This is a genomic window from Micromonospora sp. IBSANI012 (assembly GCF_052814045.1).
Genome location: NZ_CP199933.1, coordinates 4,556,070 through 4,580,498, shown reverse-complemented (window position 1 = coordinate 4,580,498; position 24,429 = coordinate 4,556,070). Strand labels below are relative to the sequence as shown.

Annotated in this window: 22 protein-coding genes; 14 read left to right on the top strand and 8 right to left on the bottom strand. The window is 72.5% G+C overall.

What is annotated here, in order from left to right; all coding sequences use genetic code 11:
• The first annotated feature begins 80 nt into the window (after positions 1-80).
• Positions 81-341 carry a preprotein translocase subunit SecG gene (gene secG / locus ACTWM8_RS21075; RefSeq protein ID WP_067304373.1) on the top strand — a complete coding sequence of 87 codons (261 nt, stop codon included), beginning with the start codon at positions 81-83 and terminating at the stop codon, positions 339-341.
• A 130-nt stretch (positions 342-471) separates the two neighbouring features.
• Positions 472-816 (top strand): RNA polymerase-binding protein RbpA, encoded by a 345-nt coding sequence (locus tag ACTWM8_RS21070; protein WP_179805771.1) that lies wholly within the window; start codon positions 472-474, stop codon positions 814-816.
• A 52-nt stretch (positions 817-868) separates the two neighbouring features.
• On the opposite strand, the gene pgl is transcribed toward ACTWM8_RS21070, so the two are convergent.
• The 6 genes from pgl to tkt form a co-directional block, all read right to left on the bottom strand.
• Entirely contained in the window at positions 869-1,639 is a 771-nt protein-coding gene (pgl, locus tag ACTWM8_RS21065) for a 6-phosphogluconolactonase (protein ID WP_357913116.1), read from the bottom strand.
• 123 nt (positions 1,640-1,762) lie between these two features.
• Positions 1,763-2,779, bottom strand: a complete 1,017-nt coding sequence (locus ACTWM8_RS21060) for a glucose-6-phosphate dehydrogenase assembly protein OpcA (protein WP_446210542.1) — start codon at positions 2,777-2,779, stop codon at positions 1,763-1,765.
• A gap of 61 nt (positions 2,780-2,840) precedes the next feature.
• Complete coding sequence (gene zwf, locus ACTWM8_RS21055) at positions 2,841-4,391, bottom strand: glucose-6-phosphate dehydrogenase (protein WP_446214619.1); 1,551 nt, start codon at positions 4,389-4,391, stop codon at positions 2,841-2,843.
• A 2-nt stretch (positions 4,392-4,393) separates the two neighbouring features.
• Positions 4,394-6,043, bottom strand: coding sequence for a glucose-6-phosphate isomerase (locus ACTWM8_RS21050; protein WP_446210541.1), 1,650 nt, complete (start codon positions 6,041-6,043; stop codon positions 4,394-4,396).
• Positions 6,044-6,115: 72 nt separating this feature from the next.
• A complete protein-coding gene (gene tal, locus ACTWM8_RS21045; protein WP_446210540.1) occupies positions 6,116-7,294 on the bottom strand; it encodes a transaldolase in 1,179 nt (392 codons plus the stop codon).
• Between the two features lie 16 nt (positions 7,295-7,310).
• Complete coding sequence (gene tkt, locus ACTWM8_RS21040; protein ID WP_446210539.1) at positions 7,311-9,449, bottom strand: transketolase; 2,139 nt, start codon at positions 9,447-9,449, stop codon at positions 7,311-7,313.
• Positions 9,450-9,714: 265 nt separating this feature from the next.
• Between tkt and ACTWM8_RS21035 the strand changes: the two genes are divergently transcribed.
• The 3 genes from ACTWM8_RS21035 (at position 9,715) to ACTWM8_RS21025 (ending at position 12,204) form a co-directional block, all read left to right on the top strand.
• Positions 9,715-10,668 (top strand): heme o synthase, encoded by a 954-nt coding sequence (locus ACTWM8_RS21035; RefSeq protein WP_446210538.1) that lies wholly within the window; start codon positions 9,715-9,717, stop codon positions 10,666-10,668.
• A 273-nt stretch (positions 10,669-10,941) separates the two neighbouring features.
• The gene (locus ACTWM8_RS21030) at positions 10,942-11,274 is read left to right on the top strand and encodes a hypothetical protein (protein WP_446210537.1); all 333 of its coding nucleotides are present in this window, start codon (positions 10,942-10,944) and stop codon (positions 11,272-11,274) included.
• 6 nt (positions 11,275-11,280) lie between these two features.
• Positions 11,281-12,204 carry an ATP-grasp domain-containing protein gene (locus tag ACTWM8_RS21025; protein ID WP_446210536.1) on the top strand — a complete coding sequence of 308 codons (924 nt, stop codon included), beginning with the start codon at positions 11,281-11,283 and terminating at the stop codon, positions 12,202-12,204.
• Between the two features lie 248 nt (positions 12,205-12,452).
• Here ACTWM8_RS21025 and ACTWM8_RS21020 read toward each other — a convergent pair whose 3' ends face one another.
• Positions 12,453-13,412, bottom strand: coding sequence for a COX15/CtaA family protein (locus tag ACTWM8_RS21020; protein ID WP_446210535.1), 960 nt, complete (start codon positions 13,410-13,412; stop codon positions 12,453-12,455).
• Positions 13,413-13,510: 98 nt separating this feature from the next.
• Between ACTWM8_RS21020 and ACTWM8_RS21015 the strand changes: the two genes are divergently transcribed.
• From ACTWM8_RS21015 to ACTWM8_RS20975, 9 genes are all read left to right on the top strand, one after another.
• Positions 13,511-14,263 (top strand): helix-turn-helix transcriptional regulator, encoded by a 753-nt coding sequence (locus tag ACTWM8_RS21015; protein ID WP_446210534.1) that lies wholly within the window; start codon positions 13,511-13,513, stop codon positions 14,261-14,263.
• Complete coding sequence (gene sufB / locus ACTWM8_RS21010; protein ID WP_446210533.1) at positions 14,260-15,690, top strand: Fe-S cluster assembly protein SufB; 1,431 nt, start codon at positions 14,260-14,262, stop codon at positions 15,688-15,690. The genes ACTWM8_RS21015 and sufB overlap by 4 nt, the downstream gene beginning before the upstream one ends.
• Before the next feature lie 96 nt (positions 15,691-15,786).
• Positions 15,787-16,929 (top strand): Fe-S cluster assembly protein SufD, encoded by a 1,143-nt coding sequence (gene sufD, locus ACTWM8_RS21005; protein ID WP_446210532.1) that lies wholly within the window; start codon positions 15,787-15,789, stop codon positions 16,927-16,929.
• Complete coding sequence (locus tag ACTWM8_RS21000; RefSeq protein WP_446210531.1) at positions 16,929-17,255, top strand: non-heme iron oxygenase ferredoxin subunit; 327 nt, start codon at positions 16,929-16,931, stop codon at positions 17,253-17,255. The genes sufD and ACTWM8_RS21000 overlap by 1 nt, the downstream gene beginning before the upstream one ends.
• Positions 17,255-18,028, top strand: a complete 774-nt coding sequence (sufC, locus tag ACTWM8_RS20995) for a Fe-S cluster assembly ATPase SufC (protein WP_088961258.1) — start codon at positions 17,255-17,257, stop codon at positions 18,026-18,028. The genes ACTWM8_RS21000 and sufC overlap by 1 nt, the downstream gene beginning before the upstream one ends.
• 20 nt (positions 18,029-18,048) lie before the next feature.
• Positions 18,049-19,353 (top strand): cysteine desulfurase, encoded by a 1,305-nt coding sequence (locus ACTWM8_RS20990; RefSeq protein WP_446210530.1) that lies wholly within the window; start codon positions 18,049-18,051, stop codon positions 19,351-19,353.
• Complete coding sequence (sufU, locus tag ACTWM8_RS20985) at positions 19,353-19,826, top strand: Fe-S cluster assembly sulfur transfer protein SufU (protein ID WP_446210529.1); 474 nt, start codon at positions 19,353-19,355, stop codon at positions 19,824-19,826. The genes ACTWM8_RS20990 and sufU overlap by 1 nt, the downstream gene beginning before the upstream one ends.
• Positions 19,823-20,257 (top strand): metal-sulfur cluster assembly factor, encoded by a 435-nt coding sequence (locus tag ACTWM8_RS20980; RefSeq protein ID WP_238451459.1) that lies wholly within the window; start codon positions 19,823-19,825, stop codon positions 20,255-20,257. The genes sufU and ACTWM8_RS20980 overlap by 4 nt, the downstream gene beginning before the upstream one ends.
• 230 nt (positions 20,258-20,487) lie before the next feature.
• Positions 20,488-21,111, top strand: coding sequence for a LysE family transporter (locus tag ACTWM8_RS20975; RefSeq protein ID WP_446210528.1), 624 nt, complete (start codon positions 20,488-20,490; stop codon positions 21,109-21,111).
• Positions 21,112-21,121: 10 nt separating this feature from the next.
• Here ACTWM8_RS20975 and ACTWM8_RS20970 read toward each other — a convergent pair whose 3' ends face one another.
• Complete coding sequence (locus ACTWM8_RS20970) at positions 21,122-24,385, bottom strand: penicillin acylase family protein (protein WP_446210527.1); 3,264 nt, start codon at positions 24,383-24,385, stop codon at positions 21,122-21,124.
• Between the last annotated feature and the right edge of the window lie 44 nt (positions 24,386-24,429).

The window sequence follows — 24,429 nt, the reverse complement described above, 5'->3', positions numbered from 1 at the left end:
GAGGCCGCCCGTCCACCGGTCGGTGCCACCGTGCCCGATCTGTCCGGGCGAGGATCGTAACGAGAGGACTGACCCCAGCCATGCCGATCTGGTTCGCATACACGTTGATCGTGTTGCTGGTCATCACGAGCGTTCTGCTCACCATGCTGATCCTGCTGCACCGGGGTAAGGGCGGCGGGCTGTCGAGCATGTTCGGCGGCGGCGTCAGCTCCAGCCTGGCCGGCTCGTCGGTGGCCGAGAAGAATCTCGACCGCTACACCGTCCTGGTGAGCATCGTCTGGTTCGCCTGCATCGTGGGGCTCGGCCTCTGGCTCCGGCTCCAGCTCAACAGCGGGGCCTGAGCCTGTCGGAGTCTCGGCGTACAATCTGCGCGCGGTCCGTTACGGACCGCGCGCAGTTCGTTGTGCAGCGCGTCGCCGCCGCCCACCCCCTGCCGAGCGGCGGTCCCTCCTACGACAGGAGCGAGCAGCCGTGCCCAGTGGCAACGTCATCCGTGGCTCACGGATCGGGTCCGCCCCCGAACGCCCCGCCGAGCGCTACGAGCCCGCACCCCGCCGGGCGGTGACCTACTGGTGCCGCAACGGGCACGCCACCGAGATCAGGATGGCGGTCGACGCCGAGGCGCCCCCGCTGTGGGACTGCCCCCGCTGCGGGCTGCCCGCCGGCCGGGACGCGGAGAACCCGCCCGGGCGGGCCCGTCCCGAGCCCTACAAGACCCACCTGGCGTACGTGAAGGAGCGGCGCAGCGAGGAGGAGGGGGCGGCCATCCTGGCCGAGGCTCTCGCCGCGCTGCGCCGCCGTCGCGGCCGGGAGTGACACGCCGGAGCCCCAACCCCCACCGGGGGCCGGGGCTCCTCGTCGTATCGGCTCAGCGCAGGCTGCGCGACCGGGGTGGCACGTCGGCCGCCGCCGACCGGTCCAGCAGCCAGAGGGTACGCGACACGCCCCGCGCGCCGGCCGCCGGCAGCTGCACCGGGCCCGCCCCGGCCAGCGCCATGCCGACCGCCCGGGCCTTGTCGGCGCCGCTGGCCACCAGCCAGACCTCCTCGGCGGTGTTGATCGCCGGCAGGGTGAGCGTGGTCCGCAGCGGCGGCGGCTTCGGGCTGCCCCGCACCGCGCTGACCGGCCGGTTGTCGTAGTGCACCGGGTGCTCGGGGAAGACCGACGCCACGTGCCCGTCCTCGCCGACGCCGAGCATCAGCACGTCGAAGTGGGGGAGCGCGGCGTGGCCGGGCCGCGCGGCCCGGGCCAGCTCCTCGGCGTACGCGGCGGCACCGGCCTCCGGGTCGGCGCCCAGCGGGCCGTCGGAGGCCGGCATGGGGTGCACCCGGGCCGGGTCCAGCGGCACGGAGTCCAGCAGCGCCGCCCGGGCCTGCGTCTCGTTGCGCTCCGGGTCGCCGGCGGGCAGGAAGCGCTCGTCGCCCCACCAGACGTCCACCCGCGACCAGTCGACCGCGTCCCGGGCCGGCAGCGCGGCCACCGCCCGGTACACCGCGGCGGCGATCCGCCCTCCGGTCAGCACCACCGACGCCTGACCCCGGTCCGCCTGCGCGTCGAGCAGCTTCACCACCAGTCGGGCCGCCACCGCCTGCGCCAGCAGGTCGGCATCGGCGTGTACGGCGACACTCGCCTCACTCATGTTGTGCCTTCGTCTCCCGACCGCGCTCGCGCGGTCCGTGTTCGTCGTGCCCGGGGGCCGGTCGGCCCGTCCGTCGCGCCCTCCCACGCCCCGGGGAACCGTGCCGGCCCCCGGGGACAGCGGTCAGGGGGTCGCGCTGGTGCCGGCGTGGGCGGTGACCCCGGCCTCGGCCCGCTGCGCGGTCGCCGGGTCCTTCCAGACGTGCACCCGCCCGGCGGGCTGCTGGTCCAGGCCGGAGATGCCGGCCGCCGCGCCCAGCGCCTCGGCGTACACCTGGTCGGCGTCGAGCCGGCGCAGCTCCTCGGCCAGCTCGTCGCCGAGCGGGCGGCGCACCAGCGGCAGGGTCCGGTCCTCCTGACCGGTACGGCGGAACACCGCCATGTTGTCGTCGCGGGTCAGCGTCAGCGCGTCGCCGTTGGCGCAGCGCAGCTGCACCTCGCGCATGCGCGGGTACTCGTCGGTGTGCTCCCACACCGGGTCGATGCCGAGCCGGGCGGTCAGCCAGCCGCGCATCAGCGCCGCGGTCGGGTCGGTGCGCGGCGCCACCACGGTCGCCGCGGTGACCCGGGCCTCGGTGGTGTCGAACGCCCCGGCGACCAGGGTGCGCCACGGGGTGATCCGGGTCCACGCCAGGTCGGTGTCGCCGGGGGCGTAGTCCCGGGCCCGTTGGCGCAGCGCCTCGATCGGGTCGGCCGCCTGCGCGGTGTCGGTGATCCGCCGGTCGGCGACCACGCCGAGGAAGTCGGTGGCGATCTCGGTCGGCGGCTCACCGTGCCACCAGGCCACCACCGGCACGTCCGGCACCAGCAGCGGCATCACCACGGACTCGGCGTGCAGGGCCAGCCGGCCGTACATCCGGGTCACCACCGCCTCGCACGGGCCGAGCCGCCCGCCGACGACGATCTCCGCGTCCAGCCGGTTGCGCTCCCGTTCCACGTCGGTGCGGACGACCACCAGCAGCCGGCACGGGTGGGCGGCCGCGGCGATGGTCGCCGCCGCCTCCGCCTCGCGGACCCGCTTCTCGTCCACCACCACGATGAGGGTCAGCGCCATGCCGCTGGCCACCCCGCCCGCGCTGCGCCGCTCGGCGGCGAGCGCCTTGACCACCTCGTTCCCGGTGGTGTCCCACAGGCCGATCACTGGAGCCTCCCGGTCCGCTGGCTGTGCCCGCGCACGCCGCTGTGTCCGATCATCCGCGCGCTCACGCCCGCCGCCAGGCGCGGCCCTCGCGCGCCAGCATCTCGTCGGCCGCCCGGGGCCCCCACTCGCCGGCCCGGTACGGCTCCGGCTTGGTGCCCGCCCAGGCGTGCTCCAGCGGGTCCACCACCTGCCAGCTCTGCTCCACCTCGGCGGCGTCCGGGAAGAGCGTCCGGTCGCCGATCAGCACGTCCAGCACCAGCCGCTCGTACGCCTCGGGGCTGGACTCGGTGAACGCCTCGCCGTACTGGAAGTCCATCGCGATGTCCCGGACCTCCATGGTCGTGCCCGGCACCTTGGAGCCGAACTTCAGCACCACGCCCTCGTCCGGCTGCACCCGGATGACGAGCTGGTTGGGGCCCAGCGACTCCATGTCCGCCGCGTTGAACGGCAGGTGCGGCCCCTTCTTGAACATGATGGCCACCTCGGTCACCCGCCGGGGCAGCCGCTTGCCGGCGCGGATGTAGAACGGCACCCCCGCCCAACGGCGGTTCTGGATGCCCAGCTTCACCGCGACGTACGTCTCGGTGGTCGAGTCCTCCGGGACGCCCTCCTCCTCCAGGTAGCCGAGCGCCCGCTCGCCGCCGACCCAGCCGGGCAGGTACTGCCCGCGCACGGTGCCTTGGGAGATGTCCGTGGGCAGGGTGATCGCCTTGAGCACCTTCAGCTTCTCGGTCCGGATCTCGTCGGCGTCGAAGCTGGTCGGCTCCTCCATCGCCACCAGGGCGAGCAGTTGGAGGAGGTGGTTCTGGAGCACGTCCCGGGCGGTGCCGACGGAGTCGTAGAAGGCGGCCCGGGTGCCGATGCCGACGTCCTCGGCCATGGTGATCTGCACCGAGTCGACGTACTTGGAGTTCCACAGCGGCTCGAACAGGTTGTTGGCGAACCGCAGGGCGAGGATGTTCTGGACCGTCTCCTTGCCCAGGTAGTGGTCGATCCGGAAGACGTCCTGGCGGGTGAAGACGTCGTCGACCAGGTCGTTGAGCTCCTTGGCCGACGGCAGGTCGTTGCCGAACGGCTTCTCCACCACCACCCGGCGCCAGCCGCCGGACTTGGCGTTGTCGGCCAGCCCGGTGCGGGCCAGTTGCTTGAGCACCACCGGGAAGGCCGCCGGCGGGATGGAGAAGTAGAACGCGGCGTTGCCGTGGATGCCGTGGCTGTCCCGCAGCTCGTCCAGGGTGGCGGCCAGGTGGTCGAAGGCGGCGTCGTCGTCGAACGAGCCACCGACGAACTTGATGTTGCCGGCGAGCCGCGACCAGACCTCCTCCCGCCAGGGGGTACGGGCGTGCTTCTTGGCCGCGTCGTGGGCCAGCGACTCGAAGTCGCCGTCGCCCCAGTCCCGCCGCGCGAAGCCCAGCACCATGAACCCGGGCGGCAGCAGGCCCCGGTTGGCCAGGTCGTAGACCGCTGGCAGCAACTTCTTGCGCGCCAGGTCACCGGTGACTCCGAAGATCACCAGAGCGCAGGGCTCCGGGATCCGGGGCAGTCGCCGGTCCTGCACGTCGCGCAGCGGGTTCACGCCGCCTCCTCGCTCCGTCTGGTCCATCTCGTTCATCGTCACGCCCGCCATCGTCCGATCGCTTCCAGCAGCTGGGCCAGGCCCGCCGACCTGTCGGTCAGGTGCAGGCGTAGCACGGGTCGGCCCCGGTCGGCCAGCGCCTGCCGGTCGCCGGCGGCCTGCGCCGCCTGCAGCTCCCCGAAGGAGTACGGCCGACCCGGTACCGGGAGATCAACGTGCACCGCGCCGGTGAGCTGAAGGTAGCTGCCGACCGGCGGGCCGCCCTTGTGGTACTGCCCGGTGGAGTGCAGGTACCGGGGGCCCCAGCCGAAGGTGACCGGCCGCCCGGCGGCCTGCGCCAGCAGTGGCCGCAGCCGCGCCGCCGCCGCCTCGTCCACCCGGTCCAGGTACGCCGTCACGGCGAGGTAGCCCGCGTCGCCCACGCCGTCCACCAGGTGGCGCAGCGCGCCGGTGAGGTCGGCGGGCGTGCCCGGCGGGGCGTACACCTCGATCGCGCCCTCGGTGGACGAGGGCGCCTGCGCCGGCGGTCCGGATTCCAGGATCCGCCGGGTGTTGTCCTTGCTCGCGGCGACGTCCGGCTGGTCGAACGGGTCGACGCCGAGCACCACCGCCGCGACCGCGGTCGCGTACTCCCAGGTCAGGAACTGGGCCCCGAGGGGGCCGTTCACCGCCAGGTCGGGTTCGCAGCCGCCGCCGGGGACGTCCCCCGCGGTCAGCGCGCCGCCGTGGCTGACGGTCAGCACGTCCGGTCCGGTCGCCCCCGGCGCCTGCGGGGACTCCACCACCACGGGCAGGACGCCGAGCCCGGCCTTACCGGTCGACTCGGCGAGCAGCTGCTCGATCCAGTCGCCCAGGCCGTCCAGCCCGGTGCCGTCGGGGACCAGGGCGACCTTGTCCCGGCCGGTGGTGGCCGCCGCGGCGAGCGCCGCCCCGAGCGCCAGGCCCGGATTGTCCCGGTCCCCGCCCAGCGCGGCCGACACCGCCTCGGCGTCGTCCAGCAGCTCGGTGACCTCCACCCCGGCCAACGCGGCGGGGACCAGGCCGAACGCGGTCAGCGCCGCGTACCGCCCGCCCACCTGCGGGTCGGCCGGCAGCACCACCACGCCCATCTCGTCGGCGGTGGCCTCCAGCGGGGAGCCCGGGTCGGTGACCACCACGAAGTGCCGGGCCGCCTCGGCCTCGGTCATCCCGGCGTCCAGGAACGCCTGCCAGTACGCCCGGCGGTGGCTGTCGGTCTCCACCGTCGTGCCGGACTTGCTGGCCACCACGACCACCGTGCGCTCCAGCCGGTCGGCCAACGCCGCCCGGACCCGGCCCGGGTCGGTGGTGTCGAGCACGGTCAGCGGCCGGCCCAGGGTCCGCGTGATGGTCTCGGCGGCGAGCGAGGAACCGCCCATCCCGGCGAGCACCACGTGGTCCAGGTCCTCCAGCTCCGCCGCCAGCTCGGCGAGCTGGGGGAGCAGCTCCCGGCTGCGGCGGTGGGTGTCCAGCCAGCCGAGGCGGGTCTTCGCCTCCTCCTCGGCGTTCGGACCCCACAGCCCCGGGTCCCTCGCGGCCAGTCTGGCCGGAACGTCCCGTTCGACCAGCGCGTCCCGCACGGACGCGGGCGCGGACCGGTCGACCGCGTCCGCGCCGTGCACGGCCAGCCCGGCCGCCGCGTCCGCCGGGCCGGCCAGCAGGTCACCCATGTCGCCACCCGGGCTGGGCGACGGCGTGGAGCGCCGCGGGGCGGTGCCCCGCGGCGCGTCCGACGCCCTTCGTCACGCGTTGCCCCCAGCCTGCTCGGCGGCCTGCGCGCTGCCCTTGGCGGCCTTGTTCGGGGCGCCGGTGCCCTGCGCGGCGGCGGTGAGCGACTTGTGCACCCCGTCGAGCAGCTCCAGCCAGCTGGCCGCGAACTTCTCCACGCCCTCCCGCTCCAGGGTGACGATCACGTCGGACATGTCGACGCCCACCGACTCCAGGTCGGTGAAGACCTTGCGGGCCTCGTCGTACGCCCCGGTGATGGTGTCGCCCCGGGTCTCGCCGTGGTCGGCGTAGGCGTGGATGACCGATTCCGGCATGGTGTTGACCGTGCCGGGGGCGATCAGCTCCTCGACGTAGATGACGTCCCGGTAGTCCGGGTTCTTCGTCGAGGTGGACGCCCACAGCGGCCGCTGTGGGTGGGCGCCCGCGTCGGCCAGGGCCTGCCACCGGTCGGAGGAGAAGACCTTGCCGTAGCGCTCGTACGCCAGCCGGGCGTTGGCGACCGCCGCCTTGCCGCGCAGCGCCTTGGCCTCGTCGGAGCCGATCTTTTCCAGCCGCTTGTCGACCTCGGAGTCGACGCGGGAGACGAAGAACGACGCCACCGAGCCGATCTTGGACAGGTCGTGGCCGTTCGCCTTCGCCTGCTCCAGGCCGGCGAGGAACGCCTCCATCACCTGGGAGTAGCGGTCCAGGCCGAAGATCAGCGTGACGTTGACGCTGATCCCCTCGGCGAGGGTGGCGGTGATCGCCGGCAGGCCCGCCTCGGTGGCCGGGATCTTGATGAAGAGGTTGGGGCGGTCGATCAGCCACCACAACCCCTTGGCCTCGGCGACCGTCTTCTCCGTCTCGTGGGCCAGCCGCGGGTCCACCTCGATGGAGACCCGGCCGTCGACCCCGGCGCTCGCGTCGTGCGCCGGCCGCATCACGTCGCAGGCCCACCGCACGTCGTACGTGGTCAGCAGGCGAACCGCCTCTTCGACCTCCAGGCCACGGGTGGCGAGGTCCTTGAGCTGCCAGTTGTACTCGTCCGCGTCGCTCAGCGCCTTGGCGAAGATGGTCGGGTTGGACGTCACCCCGACCAGGTGCTTCTCCCGGCGCAGCTGGTCCAGCCCGCCGGAACTCAGTCGTACCCGGGAAAGATCGTCGAGCCAGATCGCCACCCCAGCGGCGCTCAGCTCACCCAGCCTGTCCGTCATGCCGTCCACGCTCCCCTCAGTTGCCGGTCGTGAAACCGGTGATGTCGCCCACCCGGGCCATCGAGGCGTGTGCCGCCGCCACGATCCGGTCGGGGGTGAACCCGAACTGCTCGAAGAGCACGGTGTGCGGGGCACTCGCGCCGTAGTGCTCCAGGCTGACGCTCTCGCCGAGGTCGCCGACGACCCCGCGCCAGGACATGGCGATGCCCGCCTCCACGCTCACCCGTGCCTTTACCCCGCGCGGCAGCACCGACTCCCGGTACGCCTCGTCCTGCTCGTAGAACCACTCCTGGCAGGGCATCGAGACGACCCGGGTGGGGGTGCCGTCGGCCTCCAGCCGCTCCCGGGCGGTGAGGCAGAGCTGCACCTCGGAGCCGGTGCCGACGATGATCACCTGCGGCTTGCCGGTGGACGCCTCGGCCAGCACGTAGCCGCCCTTGGCCACGCCCTCGGCGCTGCCCAGCGTCTCCCGGTCCAGCGTCGGCAGCGCCTGACGGCTCAGCGCCAGCGCGGTCGGCCGGTCGGTGTGCTCCAGCGCCTGCCGCCAGGCCCAGGCGGTCTCGTTGGCGTCCGCCGGGCGGACCACGTCCAGGCCGGGGATGGCGCGCAGCGCGGTCAGGTGCTCCACCGGCTGGTGGGTCGGACCGTCCTCGCCCAGGCCGATCGAGTCGTGCGTCCAGACGTAGACCACCGGCAGCTTCATCAGCGCCGCCAGCCGGACAGAGGGGCGCATGTAGTCGCTGAACACCAGGAAGGTGCCGCCGTACGGGCGGGTGCCGCCGTGCAGGGCGATGCCGTTGAGGATCGCTCCCATGGCGTGCTCACGGATGCCGAAGTGCAGCGTGCGGCCGTACTCGTGGCCCGGGAAGTCCTTGGTGGCGTGGGTGGCCGGGATGAACGACGGCTCGCCCTTCATGGTGGTGTTGTTGCTCTCCGCCAGGTCGGCCGAGCCGCCCCAGAGCTCCGGCAGCACCGGGGCGAGCGCCTCCAGCACCTTGCCGGAGGCGGCCCGGGTGGCCACGCCCTTGGCGTCGGCGGGGAAGGTCGGCAGGGCCTCGGTCCAGCCCTGCGGCAGCACCCGGCCGGCCATCCGCTCCCAGAGCGCCTTGCGCTCGGGGTTGGCCTGCGACCAGGCGTCGAACGCGGTCGTCCACTCCCGCTGGGCGGCCTCGCCGCGGCTCATCACCTGGCGGGCGTGGCCGAGCATCTCTTCGTCGACCTCGAAGCTCTGCACCGGGTCGAAGCCGAGCAGCTGCTTGGTGGCGGCCACCTCGTCGGCGCCGAGCGCCGAACCGTGGATCTTGCCGGTGTTCTTCTTGTTGGGGGCGGGCCAGCCGATGATGGTGCGCAGCGCGATGAAGGAGGGACGCCCGGTCTCCGCCTTGGCGGCCAGCAGCGCCTGGTGGAGCGCCTCCACGTCCTCGTGGTAGTCGCCCTGGTCGGCGTCGCCGGTCCGCCAGTCGACGGTCTGCACGTGCCAGCCGTACGCCTCGTAGCGGGCCGCCACGTCCTCGCTCTTGGCGATCCGGGTGTCGTCCTCGATGGAGATCTCGTTGTCGTCGTAGATCACCGTGAGGTTGCCCAGCTGCTGGTGCCCGGCGAGCGCGCTGACCTCGTGGCTGATGCCCTCCTCGATGTCGCCGTCGGAGGCGATGCACCAGATGTCGTGGTCGAAGACCGAGCCGCCCGGCTCGCTCTCCGGGTCGAACAGGCCCCGCTCGCGGCGGGCGGCCATCGCCATGCCGACCGCGTTGCCCAGGCCCTGGCCGAGCGGGCCGGTGGTGGTCTCCACGCCGGGGGTGTGCCCGTGCTCCGGGTGCCCGGGGGTGAGCGAGCCCCACTGCCGCAGCGACTGCAGGTCCTCCAGCGCGAGGGGGTAGCCGGAGAGGTAGAGCTGGATGTAGAGGGTCAGGCTGGAGTGCCCGGCGGAGAGGACGAACCGGTCCCGGCCGGGCCAGTTCGGGTCGGCCGGGTTGTGGCGCATCACCCGGTTGAAGAGCAGGTATGCCGCGGGCGCCAGGCTCATCGCGGTGCCCGGGTGGCCGTTGCCGGATTTCTCCACGGCGTCCATGGCCAGCACGCGGACGGTGTCGACGGCCCGGCGGTCGAGGTCGGTCCAGTTGAGTGCGGGGTGCTCGGGTCGGTTGGCAGCCACGATGGTTGTGCTCCTCGGCAGATGGGCGGAACCCTCACTGATGACCCTATCGAGCGGCCCTAAACGTCCGCCCGGGGATCACTCCACCCTGTTGGGTACGGGTCGGACCCGTCTGGTCGTTCAGCCCGTCGGTGTGACGCCCCGCACCGTTCTCGGGTCGCCCGGGCAGCCAAAACGACGACGCGTAGTCTGTGGGTCGGTGTGTGGACCCTCCCCGGGTCCCGCCGACCTGATCACCCCTGCCGATGCCGGAAGGTGGCAATCCGTGAGCATGATCACCGAGCGCCCCGTCAGCAACTCTGCCGGGCAGCCGCCGGTGCGCACGGTGGTCGCGGAGCCGGCCCGCCGCGACGTTCGGGCGGTCATCGCCGCGTATGTCGCGCTGACCAAGCCCCGCATCGTCGAGCTGCTGCTGGTCACCACGGTGCCGGCGATGATGCTCGCCGACGGCGGCCTGCCGTCGCTCTGGCTGGTGGCCGTGGTGCTGGTCGGCGGCTCGCTCGCGGCCGGCGCCGCCAGCGTGATCAACTGCTACATCGACCGGGACATCGACCAGTTGATGCGGCGGACGAAGCGCCGCCCGCTGCCGGCGCACACCGTCTCGCCGCGCAACGCGCTCGTCTTCGGCCTGGTGCTGGCGGTGGTGTCGGTGGTTCTGATGGCCGCCTTCACCAACCTGCTGGCGGCCGGGCTGACCCTGGCGGCGATCGTCTACTACGACGTCGTCTACACGCTCTGGCTCAAGCGCACCACCCCGACGAACACCTTCTGGGGCGGTGCCTGCGGGGCGGCCCCGGTGCTGATCGGCTGGGCGGCGGTGACCGGCTCGCTGGCGCCGCAGGCCTGGGTGCTCTTCGGCGTGGTCTTCTTCTGGCAGATGCCGCACTTCTACCCCCTGGCGATGAAGTACAAGGACGACTACGCCCGGGCGGGCATCCCGATGCTGCCGGTGGTGGCCTCGGCCCGCCGGGTCAACGCCGAGATCCTGATCTTCGCCTGGATCACCGTGCTGCTCTCGCTGGCGCTCTGGCCGATGGGGATGAGCCCGATCTACGGCGTGCCGACCCTGGTGGTGGGCGGGATCTTCGTGGTCGAGGCGCATCGGCTCTGCCGCCGGGTGACCCGGGGCGAGGCCGTCAAGCCGATGCGGCTGTTCCACTGGTCGACGACGTACCTGACCATCCTCTTCGCCGCCGTCGCCCTCGACGCGCTGATCTGACCGCCGCCGGGCGGCCTCTGACCGCCCCCGGGCGGCCTCTCGGGCCGGTCCGTCACGGTCAGGACCATGAATTTCCTGAGTCGGTTTTCGGTCTGAGTCCCAGCGCTTCAACTCGGACTCATTGGGGCGATCCGGGCCGCCCGATTCGCCTTCATTTATCCGACAAGTGCGGGCGAATTACCTGTGGTCTTCCTTAAACCTGTAGGTAATTGGCATCACAAATAGTTCATGCTTCTCGCACGCACGGGGGCATGTCTGCTTAGGCTTCCCGTCATGGCAGATGGTTCCGATACGACGCTGACGGCTGAACAGACCGCCGAGAAGGCCCCCAACGGGCTGGTCTCAGGCATCAAGTCGTTCGCCGCCGGCCACGGTGGCGCCAAGGCGGTCATCGAGTACGTCGGCAAGCGTGGCGCACGGATCGTCCTCGTCGGCGAGGACGGGGCGTGGGCCGACCAGTTCGCGGACGACACCGTCGTCGCGCGGCAGGCGTGCGCCAAGGCGGGAGTCACCGTCGAGAACGCCTGGGAGCGTGAACTGATGGACCAGATGCGTCCGAGCAACGACCTCTGGCGGTCGATGGCCCGGCGCACGATGGCCCGTTGACATAAATTGACCAACCACCACCAGTCGACCCGGGGGGAACCCCGGGTCGCTCTCGTCACCTGTGACCGGCTCGCCGACCTCGACCCGGACGACCGACTCGTACTCGCCCCGCTCGCCGCCCGCGGCGTCACCGCAGAGGTGGCCGTCTGGGACGACCAGCGGGTCGACTGGGCCGGGTACGACCTGGTCGTGCTGCGCTCACCCTGGGACTACGCGCTGCGTCGCGACGAGTTCGTCGCCTGGGCGCAGACCGTGCCGGCCCTGGTCAACCCCGCCGACGTGGTCCGCTGGAACACCGACAAGCGCTACCTGGGCGAGTTGTCGGCGGCCGGCGTGCCGGTCGTGCAGACCTCCTGGGTGGCGCCGGGGGAGTCCTGGCGACCGCCCGCCGACTCCGGCGAGTACGTCATCAAGCCGGCGGTCAGCGCGGGCAGCCAGGACACCGGCCGCTACGACCTGGCCGACCCGGGGCACCGTGAGCTGGCCGCCGCGCACGTGCGGCGGCTGTCGGATGCCGGCCGGCTGACCATGGTGCAGCCGTACCTCGAGGCCGTGGACACCGCCGGTGAGACGGCGCTGCTGTTCCTGGCCGGCCCGCAGGGGCTGGCGTTCAGCCACGCGATCCGCAAGGGCGCGATGCTGGACGGCCCGGATCTCGGCGTGGAAGGGCTCTACAAGCCCGAGGAGATCAGCGCCCGCACCGCCGGTGGTGAGCAGTTGGCCGTCGCGGAGCGGGTCCTGGCCGAGGTGCCGGGCGGGTCCGAGCGCCTGCTCTACGCCCGCGTGGACCTGATCCCCGGCCCGGACGGCGCGCCCGTCCTGGTGGAGCTGGAGCTGACCGAGCCGTCGCTCTTCCTCGGGTACGCCGACGGGGCCGCCGAACGCCTCGCCGACGCCGTCCTCACCCACCTGGGCCGCCGCCACCCCTGACCGCTCTACCCCCGTCCGACCCTGAAGCGGGTGCGGCCGTCGTCCCTCACCGACGACGGACGCACCCGCTCTTTCCCATTCCCGGCGTGCCGCTGTTGTTGACGGCGCAGTCGGTGGGACCGGAGCGGGTTCGCCGGGTGGTGGAGCTGGGCGGATGCGGCCCGTTTGCCGGGCCTGGGCGGCTGGCACGCGAGGGAAGGCACCGGTGGCGCTGAGGGGCCCCGGCAGGGGAGAGGGGCGGTGCGCCGTCAGGCGGTGGCGGGGACGCGTTCCTCGGCGGAGGCGGTGGCCGGGACGGGGGCCGAGCGGCGTTCGCGGGTCGACCAGAGCACCGACAGGGTGGCCAGCAGCACCAGGCAGGAGCCGAGCATGTGCGCGCCGACCAGTAGCGCCGGCAGGTCGGTGAAGTACTGCACGAAGCCGATCACGCCCTGACCCAGCTCCACCGCGACCAGCACCGTTGCGGCCCGGGCCGGGCCGGCGGCGCCGACCGCCCGGAACGCGAAGATCAGCGCGACGGAGAGGCCCAGCAGCAGGAACACCGCGTCGGCGTGCACCTGCGAGATCTGTTCCGGGTCGAGGCCGTTGCGCGCCGCGCCGCCGTCGCCGGCGTGCGGGCCGCTGCCGGTCACCCAGGTGCCCACGACCAGCACCGCGACGCTGACCACCATGGTGAGCGCCGCGAGGGTGCGCAGCGGGCCGGGCACCACGGCGACCGCCGGGCCGTCCGGGTCCTTGATCCGCCGCCAGAGCGCGTACGCGGCCGCGATGACCGCCATCGAGGCGAGGAAGTGCAGCCCGACCACCCACGGGTTGAGGTTGGTCAGCACGGTGATCCCGCCGATCACCGCCTGCGCGGGGATGCCGAGGAACACCGCCACCGCCAGCCCCAGCAGCCCCTTGCGGCGCGGCCGGTACGCCAGCACCGCCAGCACCGTGGCCAGCGCGATGAGGCCGACGGCGAAGGTGAGCAGCCGGTTGCCGAACTCGATCACCCCGTGCACGCCCATCTCGGCGGTGGTGTGGTAGGACTCGTCCGTGCACCGCGGCCAGGTCGGGCAGCCGAGCCCGGAGGCGGTGAGCCGGACGGCCCCACCGGTCACGACGATGGCCACGTTCGCCACGATCGAGGCGTACGCGAGGCGGCGCAGCAGAGCGGTGGAGACCGGGAACCGGACGGATCGCTTCACGGAGCGAATCCTACGCACCGTAGTGGAGCACGATCGGGTGACTCCGCCGGCCCGGTGTCAGGGATCACCGGGGGCCGGGTTTGCGGGCCTCCGACGAATTACGTAACGTTGGTGTTGTGAAAAACGCGGCGGCGCTCCCTGAGCACCTGTCGGCGACCGGGCCGGTCGCCGCTACAGCCGCGTCCACCGACCTCTCCACCCGGGACCGGGTCACCCAGCTGCTGCTGGAGCGGGGGGCGACCACCGCCGCCCAGCTCGGCTCGGTGTTGGGGCTCAGCCCGGCCGCGATCCGCCGGCACCTCGACGCGATGCTCGCCGACGGTGACGTGATCGCCCGCGAGCAGGCCGTGCGCGGCAGCCGCGGGCGCGGTCGCCCGGCGAAGGTCTTCCTGCTGACCGAGGCCGCCCGGGTCCGCTGCGGCACCCACCACTACGACAACATGGCCACCGCCGCGCTGCGCTGGATCGCCCGCAACGGCGGTTCGGTGGCGGTCGAGGCGTTCGCCGCCGATCAGGTCGCCGCGTTGGAGGCCCGCTGCCGGGCCGCCATGGAGGACGCCGGGGACGACCCGCTCGCGCGGGCGGAGGCGCTCGCGAGCGCCCTCACCGCCGAGGGTTACGCTGCCAACGCGTCCACGATCGCCTCCGGCGGCCAGCTCTGTCAGCACCACTGCCCGGTGGCGCACGTGGCCGCCGAGTTTCCCCAGCTGTGCGAGGCCGAGACCGCGGTGATCTCCCGTCTGGTCGGCACCCACGTGCAGCGCCTGGCCACCATCGCGCACGGCGACGGGGTGTGCACCACGCACATCCCGGCCCAGCCGCGTGCCCAGTCCGGTAACACCGTCACCACTGTGAGGACAGATAGATGACCGAGCAGATCGTCCAGCCCCTGACCCAGGAAGAGCAGCTCGCCGCCCTGGGTCGCTACGAGTACGGCTGGTCCGACCCCGACGTCGCCGGGGCGGTCGCCCAGCGCGGTCTCAACGAGGCGGTGGTACGGGACATCTCGGCGAAGAAGAACGAGCCGGCCTGGATGCTCGACCTGCGCCTGAAGGGCCTGCGACTGTTCGGTCGCAAGCCGATGCCGGCCTGGGGCGCGGACCTCACCGGGATCGACTTCGACAACATCAAGTACTTCGTCCGGTCCACCGAGAAGCAGGCCACCAGCTGGGAGGACCTGCCCGAGGACATCAAGAACACCTACGACCGGCTGGGTATCCCCGAGGCGGAGAAGCAGCGCCTGGTCGCCGGGGTCGCGGCGCAGTACGAGTCCGAGGTGGTCTACCACAAGATCCGTGAGGACCTTGAGGAGCAGGGTGTCCTCTTCCTGGACACCGACACCGCGCTGCGCGAGCACGAGGACGTCTTCAAGGAGTACTTCGGCACGGTGATCCCGGTCGGCGACAACAAGTTCGCCGCCCTGAACACCTCCGTGTGGTCCGGTGGCTCGTTCATCTACGTGCCGAAGGGCGTGCACGTGGAGATCCCGCTGCAGGCCTACTTCCGGATCAACACGGAGAACATGGGCCAGTTCGAGCGCACGCTGATCATCGTCGACGAGGGCGCGTACGTGCACTACGTCGAGGGCTGCACCGCGCCGCTCTACTCCTCCGACTCGCTGCACAGCGCGGTGGTGGAGATCATCGTCAAGAAGAACGCGCGCTGCCGCTACACGACCATCCAGAACTGGTCGAACAACGTCTACAACCTGGTCACCAAGCGCGCCGTCTGCCACGAGGGCGCGACCATGGAGTGGGTCGACGGCAACATCGGCTCCAAGGTGACCATGAAGTACCCGGCGGTCTACATGACCGGCGAGCACGCCAAGGGCGAGGTGCTCTCGGTGGCGATGGCCGGCGAGGGCCAGCACCAGGACGCCGGCGCCAAGATGGTGCACGCGGCGCCGCACACCTCCTCCACCATCGTGTCCAAGTCGATCGCCCGGGGTGGCGGCCGCACCTCGTACCGGGGCCTGGTCCAGGTGCTGGAGGGCTCGCACCACAGCCGGAGCACCGTCAAGTGCGACGCGCTGCTGGTCGACACCATCTCCCGCTCGGACACCTACCCGTACGTCGACATCCGCGAGGACGACGTGTCGATGGGGCACGAGGCGACCGTCTCCAAGATCAGCGACGACCAGCTCTTCTACCTGATGAGCCGCGGTCTGAGCGAGGACGAGGCGATGGCGATGATCGTGCGCGGCTTCATCGAGCCGATCGCCAAGGAGCTCCCGATGGAGTACGCCCTGGAGCTCAACCGCCTGATCGAGCTCCAGATGGAGGGCGCGGTCGGCTGACGCCGCCCGCGTCCCCGACCCGTCGCGGTGGGCCGCGCCCAGCCCGGCCCACCCTCCGGTTTCATGACACCGTCGTCGCAGAACACCAAGGAAGAGATGACTACCCAGGCTTCCGCGCCGCCCAGCACCAAGACGCAGGCGCTCCGCTCGTACGACGTCGCCGACTTCCCGGCCCTCACCGGCCTGGAGGAGGAGTGGCGCTTCACCCCGCTCAAGCGGCTGCGCGGGCTGGTCGGCGGGGCGCAGGCCGCCACCGCCACGATCCGGCACGAGTACGGCGACCTGCCCGAGGGCGTCACCGTCGGGCGGATCGGCGCGGACGACCCGCGGGTGGGCAGCGTGCTCACCCCGGTCGACCGGGTCAGCGCCCTGGCGTACGGCGGCGCGGGGGACGCGCTGCTGGTGGAGGTCGCCCGGGACGCCGTGGTCGCCGCGCCGGTGACCCTGCGGGTGGTCGGCGACGGCGCCGAGGGGCTGGCCTTCGGGCACACCTTCGTCGACGTGGGCCGGTTCGCCGAGGTCACCCTGGTGCTGGAGCACGTCGGCTCGGCCACCCTGGCCGACAACGTCGAGGTGTCGGTGGCCGAGGGCGCGAAGCTGACCCTGGTCACCGTCGCCGACTGGGCCGCCGACGCGGTGCAGGCCCAGCACCTCAAGGTCAAGCTGGGCCGCGACGCCAAGGTGACGCACATCCAGGTCAGCCTCGGTGGCGACCTGGTCCGGCAGTACACCTCGGTGGAGTACACCGGCCGGGGCGGCGAGGCCGAGCTGTACGGCGTCTACTTCGCCGACGGCGGCCAGCACCTGGAGCACCGCCAGCTGGTCGACCACAACGTGCCGGACTGCCGCAGCTACGTCGGCTACCGGGGCGCACTGCAGGGCGACGACGCGCACACCGTCTGGGTGGGCGACGTGCTGATCCGCGCCGAGGCGACCGGCACCGACACGTACGAGATCAACCGGAACCTGCTGCTCTCCGACGGCGCGCGGGCCGACTCCGTACCCAACCTGGAGATCGAGACCGGCGAGATCGCCGGCGCCGGCCACGCGAGCGCGACCGGCCGCTTCGACGACGAGCAGCTCTTCTACCTGATGGCCCGGGGCATCCCGGAGGGCGAGGCCCGTCGCCTGGTGGTGCGCGGCTTCTTCGCCGAGCTGATCAACAAGATCCCGGTCGAGGAGCTGCGCGAGCGGCTCGGCGACGCGATCGAGGCCCGGCTGGCCAAGGCGGGCGCCTGATGATCAAGATCTGCTCGACCGAGGACGTGCCCAAGGGCACCGCGATCAGCGCCGACGTCGACGGCACGCAGATCGCCGTCGTGCACGGCGAGGACGAAAACTTCTACGCCGTGTACGACGAGTGCTCGCACGCCGCCGTGGCCCTCTCCGAGGGCGAGGTCGACGGGTGCACGCTGGAATGCTGGCTGCACGGATCCCGTTTCGACCTACGGACCGGCGAGCCCACCGGGCTGCCCGCCACCGAACCCGTCCCCGTCTATCCCGTCGAAGTCCGCGACGGCGACATCTACGTCAGCCTGACGCCGAGCAATGGAGTGACCCGATAATGAGCACCCTGGAGATCCGCGACCTGAAGGTGTCGGTCAAGCTGCCCGAGGGTGAGCTCAAGCCGATCCTGGCCGGTGTCGACCTGACCGTCCGCTCGGGTGAGACGCACGCGATCATGGGGCCGAACGGTTCCGGCAAGTCCACCCTGGCGTACTCGATCGCCGGCCACCCCAAGTACGAGATCACCAGCGGCTCGGTGACCCTTGACGGCGAGGACGTGCTGGCCATGTCCGTCGACGAGCGGGCCCGCGCCGGCCTCTTCCTGGCCATGCAGTACCCGGTCGAGGTCCCCGGCGTCTCGGTGGCCAACTTCCTGCGTACCGCCAAGACCGCCATCGACGGCGAGGCGCCGAAGCTGCGCACCTGGGGCGGCGAGCTGCGCGGCGCCATGGAGCGCCTCCAGATGGACCCGGCGTTCGCCCAGCGCAACGTCAACGAGGGCTTCTCCGGCGGTGAGAAGAAGCGGCACGAGATCGTGCAGCTGGAGCTGCTCAAGCCGAAGATCGCCATCCTCGACGAGACCGACTCCGGCCTCGACGTGGACGCGCTGCGCGTGGTCAGCGAGGGCGTGAACCGGGTCCGCGACACCGGCGACACCGGCGTGCTGCTGATCACCCACTACACCCGCATCCTGCGCTACATCAAGCCGGACTTCGTGCACGTCTTCGTCGCCGGCCGGATCGTCGAGCAGGGCGGGCCGGAGCTGGCCGACAAGCTCGAGGCCGAGGGCTACGAGCGGTACGCCGCCGGGGCCGGTTCGGCGCGGGCCTGACACGACAGGGGCTGGCTGAGATGACCACCATCGCGATCCCGTCCGGGATGCCGCAGTACGACGACGTGCCACGCTTCGACGTGGCCACGGTGCGCGCCGACTTCCCGATCCTGGACCGGGAGATCAACGGGCACCGGCTGGTCTATCTCGACAGCGCCAACACCTCGCACAAGCCGCGTCAGGTGCTCGACGTGCTCGCCGAGCACTACGCGATGCACAACGCCAACGTGTCGCGCTCGGTGCACACCCTGGGCACCGAGGCGACCGAGGCGTACGAGGGGGCGCGGGCGAAGGTCGCCGCCTTCATCAACGCGCCGAGCGTGGACGAGGTGGTGTTCACCAAGAACTCCACCGAGGCGATCAACATCGTGGCGTACGCGTTCTCGAACGCCTCGCTGCGGCCCGACGCCGACCCCCGGTTCCGCCTCGGCCCCGGCGACGAGGTGGTGATCTCCGAGATGGAGCACCACTCGAACATCGTCCCGTGGCAGCTGCTCTGCGAGCGCACCGGCGCGACCCTGCGCTGGTTCCCGGTCACCGACAACGGGCGGCTGGACGAGTCGGGGCTGGAGGAGCTGGTCACCGAGCGGACGAAGATCGTCTCGCTGGTGCACATGTCCAACATCCTCGGCACGGTCAACGCCACCTCCCGGATCACCCAGCGGGTCCGTGAGGTGGGGGCGCTGCTGCTGCTCGACTGCTCGCAGTCGGTGCCGCACATGCCGATGGACGTGGTCGACTACGACGCCGACTTCATCGTCTTCACCGGCCACAAGATGTGCGGCCCGACCGGCGTCGGCGTGCTCTGGGGCCGGGGCGAGCTGCTCGCCGCGATGCCCCCGGTGCTCGGCGGCGGGTCGATGATCGAGACGGTGTCGATGGCGGGCTCGACGTTCGCCGCGCCGCCGGCGCGCTTCGAGGCCGGCACCCCGCCGATCGCCGAGGCGGTCGCGCTCGGCGCGGCGGTGGACTACCTCACCGGCATCGGGATGCGCGCCATCCAGTGGCACGAGAAGGCGCTGACGGCGTACGCGCTGGACGCCCTCGCCACCGTGCCGGGGCTGCGGATCTTCGGACCGACGGTGCCGGTCGGCCGGGGTGGGACGATCTCGTTCGCGCTCGGTGACATCCACCCGCACGACGTGGGGCAGGTCCTCGACTCGCTCGGCGTGCAGGTGCGGGTGGGGCACCACTGCGCGAAGCCGGTGTGCACCCGGTTCGGCGTGCCGGCCATGACGCGGGCGTCGTTCTACCTGTACACCACCACGGAGGAGATCGACGCCCTGGTGGCGGGGCTCGAGCAGGCGCGGAAGGTGTTCGACTGATGCAGCTCGACCAGCTCTACCAGGAGATCATCCTGGACCACTACAAGCACCCGCACGGCCGTGGCCTGCGCGACGCCGACCCGGACGCCCGGGTCGCCGAGGCGCACCATGTCAACCCGACCTGCGGTGACGAGATCACCGTCCGGGTGGCCACCGACGGCGACACCCTCGACGACATCTCGTACGACGGGATGGGCTGCTCGATCAGCCAGGCGTCGGCGAGCGTGCTGCACGAGCTGCTGCGCGGTCGGGGTGCGGGTGAGGCGTTCGCCGTGCACGAGGCGTTCGTCGAGTTGATGTCCGGGCGTGGCGAGGTCACGCCGGACGAGGACGTACTCGGTGACGGGGTGGCTTTCGCGGGCGTCGCCCGCTTCCCCGCCCGGGTCAAGTGCGCGCTGCTGCCGTGGATGGCGTTCAAGGACGCCGCGGCACGCGCCGGCGTGGGCGTGAGCCCGACGGAGGTGAAGGCATGAACAGCGAGGACACCGCCACTGCGGCGACGCCTGAGGCCGGTGACGCCGCCACGACGCCGGCGACCGGCGCCGTGGCGACCGACGGCGCCCCGACGCCGGCGGGCGGCAAGGCCGCCGTCGCCGACATCGAGGAGGCGATGAAGGACGTCGTCGACCCGGAGCTCGGCATCAACGTGGTCGACCTCGGCCTGGTGTACGGCGTGCACGTCGACGACGAGAACGTCGCGACGCTGGACATGACGCTCACCTCGGCGGCCTGCCCGCTCACCGACGTGATCGAGGACCAGGCCCGGCAGGCGCTGACCACCGGCCCCGGCGGGGGACTGGTCAACGACATCCGGATCAACTGGGTGTGGCTGCCGCCGTGGGGCCCGGACAAGATCACCGACGAGGGGCGCGACCAGCTCCGTTCGCTCGGCTTCAACGTCTGACCCACCGCGCCGGCTGGCCGGACGAAAGGCCCCGACCTCAGGTCGGGGCCTTTGTCGTACCTGCGGCCCGCACGCACCGACGGATAACCGGTGGCGTGCCCGGACGGCGTCCGGCGACAATCGCTGGGTGATCGAGTCGAAGTCGTCCCGCACCGTCCCTGTCGCCGCGGCCATCGCCGCCGGGCGACAGCGGCCGGTGCCGCGGCGGCTGCGACCCGGCACCCGCCGTGATGGGTGACGCGCTGCTCGCCGGCCTGCTCGCCGGCTACGGAGTGGCGGTGCCGGTCGGGGCGATCGCCATCGTGGTCATCGGGCTCACCGCCCGTACCTCGTTGCGGGTCGGCGCCGCCGCCGCCCTCGGGGTGGCCGCCGCGGACGGCCTCTACGCCGCGCTGGCCATGCTCGGCGGCGCCGCCCTCGCCGGCCTGGTCCGCCCGGTGGCGACCCCGTTGCGCTGGGCGGCCGTCGTGATCCTGCTCTTCCTCGCCGGGCAGCTCGCCGTGGGCGCGCTGCGCCGGCACCGTCGCCCGCCCGGGCCGGCGCGAGCCGAGCGGGGGCTGGCCACGCCGGCCCGGGCCTTCGCCGGGCTGCTGGCGCTCACCCTGCTCAACCCGATGACCATCGTCTACTTCGTGGCCCTGGTGATCGGCCGGCAGGCGTCCGGTGGGTGGACGCCCGCCGGCCAGGTGGCCTTCGTGGCCGCGGCGTTCGCCGCCTCGGCGAGCTGGCAGCTGCTGGTGGCCGGCGGCGGCTCGCTGCTCGGCCGGCTGCTCACCTCCGACCGTGGCCGGCTGATCAGCGCGCTGCTGGCCAGCGCGCTGATCGTGCTGCTGGCGCTGCGGATGGTCTGGTGAGCCGGCCGGCTCAGTGCGAATACACCTCCAGTTCCCAGAGCGAGAAGCCGTAGGAGGTGGCCCGGGTCAGCCCGACCATCCGCACGTAGCGGGCACTTGTCGCGGCGAACCGGTCGTTGTCGGTGCCGCCGTCCCCGGCGGTGGTGGACCAGACCGTCCGCCAGGCGGCGCCGTCGGTGGAGACGTCGATCCGGTACGACCGGGCGTGCGCCGCCTCCCAGCGCAGCACCGCGCGGGCCACCGGCCGGACCGCACCGAGGTCCATGGTGATCGACTGGTTGTCCGACCAGCCGCTCGACCACCGGGTGCCCGGATCGCCGTCCACCGCCCGGCTGGCCGGGAGGAAGAGCTGGCTGCTGGAGGCGGTGACCGGGCGGCCGGCGGCCAGGTTGGTCAGGTCGTCGCCGCGGCGGGCCGGGAACGACACCACCTGCTGGTAGGTCGGCCGGTTCTGCCAGGCGATGACGGGCTGCTTCAGCCCGCCGAGCGGGGACTGCACGATGGCGTCGGCGCACCACTGGTCGCCGGCCGCGCAGGTCGCGTCGCCCGGATAGACCTCGGTCGCCGGCCGGGCCGCGGCGCTGCGCAACGTGTCCAGCAGGATCTGCCGGCAGGCGGCGAGGTCGCCGCCGCCGCAGTACCGGCGGTCCGAACCGCCGGGCGCCGGCTCGCCGAGCACGGCGCGCAGGTCGGCGTCGACGTACCCCCACCAGCCGTACTGGAACGACGAGCCCTTGTGCCCCTGCGCCTCGTTGGCCGAGGTGGGCAGGGTGTACTCGTCGCCGCGCTGCTGCCCGGACGGCGACTCGTTGATCTGCATGGCGTTGACCAGCGCCTGGTACAGCTCCGGGCCCAGGGGCGCCTTGAACTGGCCGTTGACCAGCAGCGGCCACCAGGCGTCGAAGATCCGGATCGCGTCCGCGTGCCGGTACACCTTGCTGCCGGGGGCCGTCTCGACCCGCAGTGCGCCGTCGGCGCGCCAGGCCCGGAGCTTGCTGACCACGGCGGCCAGGTCGGCGTCGCTGACCGGCTGGCTCTCCAGCACCCGGATCAGCTCGTCGAGCACCTCGGCGCCGCGCAGATCGGTCAGGCCGGCCCGCTCGACCAGCGAGGTCAGCGAGGCCCGGTCGAAGGTGCGCCCGTCCGCCAGCGCCGCCCGGATCGGCCGGTCCAGCAGGTTCGCCCGGTGCACCGGGCCGAAGCTGAAGTTGCCGTCGGCGGCCCCGAAGTCCTTGGCCTGCTTGTTGTTCCAGCTGACGTAGTAGTCCTGGTCGACCGAGTACGGATGCTCGGCCAGGGGTTGGTACGCGGCGGTGTTGGCGGCCGGGTCGAAGTCGCGCCACTCGTACGCCGGATCGGCCCTCATCGGCAGGTTCGGGTCGGACCCGGCCGCGCGCACCGGGTTGAGCCCCGAGTTGGCGTACGCCGACTGGGTGGAGTTCACGTAGAACCAGTTGAACGCGTACCCGATGGTGCCGGCGGACTCGCGGAACGCCGCGGCGTCGCCCATCGCGGCCGGGTCGTTGAACATCTGGAAGCCGATCGCCGAGTCCGCCTCGTGCCGGTAGGTGGAGCGCAGGTGGGTGAAGGCGTGCGGCTGGCCGCCGACGGTGCCCCGCCAGGCGACCAGGCCGAGCGCGGTGCGCCGGGCGACCAGCCGGTACGACCCGGCGGCGGTGCCGTCGGCGAGGGTGGGCCGCCAGGCGTTGACGTGCGAGATCTCCTCCATCGGCTGGCACCGGCCCCGGTAGCGGTAGTGGTTGCTGGCCAGGGTGGGTGCGCTGCCGTCCACCGTGCACAGCGGCAGCGCGTAGGTGTCGGTGATGTCGTGGGCCGACGAGGTGGCGCTCCAGGCGTAGTCCTGGCCCCGGCCCAGCAGCACGTAGAGGTTGAGCCCGGCGAAGGCGGCGCCGCGCGCGCTGATCCCCGGCCCCTGCAACTCCTGCACCATCAGCAGCTGGGGGGAGAAGTAGCCGGTCTGCGGGCCGAACACGGCGATCGGGTGGCCGGTGGCGGAGTGCTCGGCCGAGATCACCGCCGCGTTCGACATGCCCCGGTTGGCCCGGCCGATGGTCAGCCCGGACAGCGCGGCGGCCAGCTCGGACGGCCCGCCGGCGGCGGCGCCGGTGGCCCCGCCGGTGGCGTCGCTGACAACGGGTTCCACCCGGGCCGAGCCGCCGTCCGGCAGCACCACGCTGGCCGCGTTCGCGGGGGCGCCACCGTACGGGAAGCTCTGCCCGTCGTGCAGGGTCAGCACCGTCTCCGGGTTCTCCTGGCTGCGGAAGGCGGCCCAGACCCGGTCACCCTCGGCCACGCCGTAGCGGGCCCGCGCGGCCAGCCGGACCAGCGCCGACTGCATCTCGTTGCCGCCCCCGCCGCCGAACAGTCCGCCCACCACGCCGGCGATGGCGATCAGGTCGGTCGTCCGGAACGGCTCGGGCCCGCCGGCGTTGGTGACCGCGTCCAGGTGCCCGGTGAGCACGTACTCGCCGGGGCAGTTGCGGTGCGCCATGCAGTACCCGATGTAGGCGTTGATACCGGCGATGTACTCCTGCACGTCGGCGTAGAGCTGCTCGCCCCGCGGGCCCTTGCGCCGCAGCGCCTCCACCTGCGCCGCCAGGTCCGCCTCGGTGTACGGCGAGTTGCGCCAGACGCTCTGCTCCAGCGCCCGGTTGCCGGGCGCGCCACCGGCGAACGGGGTGAGGGTGCCCCGCCCGACGTGGCGCAGCAGGTCGATGGTGAACAGCCGGTCCTCGGCGCCGGCGTAGCCGGCCCCGAACATGGTGCCGCCGCGGGTGCTGCCGGTGACGTGCGGGACGCCGGTCGCCCGGTCGCGCACGATGGTCACGTCGGCGCGTGGCGAGTAGCTGCGCTCGACCTGATCGGCCGGGACGCCGAAGCTGGCCTCGTTGAAGAACGCGCCGAGCTGGTCCTCGCGCAGCCCGGCGTAGCCGTAGACCAGGTCGGCGTACCGGCCGAGCTGGTCACCGGCGTGCCGGGGCAGGGTGCCGAGGGCCTGGTTGGCGAGCACCTCGACGAGGGTGGCGTTGCCGTTCTGCCCCGGCGGCAGGATGTCCGAGCACTCGCCGAGACAGTGGTCGCCCGCCGCGAAACCGCTGGTGGTGGCGTTTGCGGCGGGCGCGGCGGCGGCGGGGGCGGTGGGGGAGACGGTGAGCAGGGCCGCCACGGTGACCGTCGCCGCGGCGGCGGCGGTCAGCCGGCGGGCGACGGCGCGGCGGGCGGGGTGCGGTGGGACGGGACCGCGTGGCTGCATGGGTACCTCGCAGGCGGAGGGTGGATACGAGAAACATTCGGTTA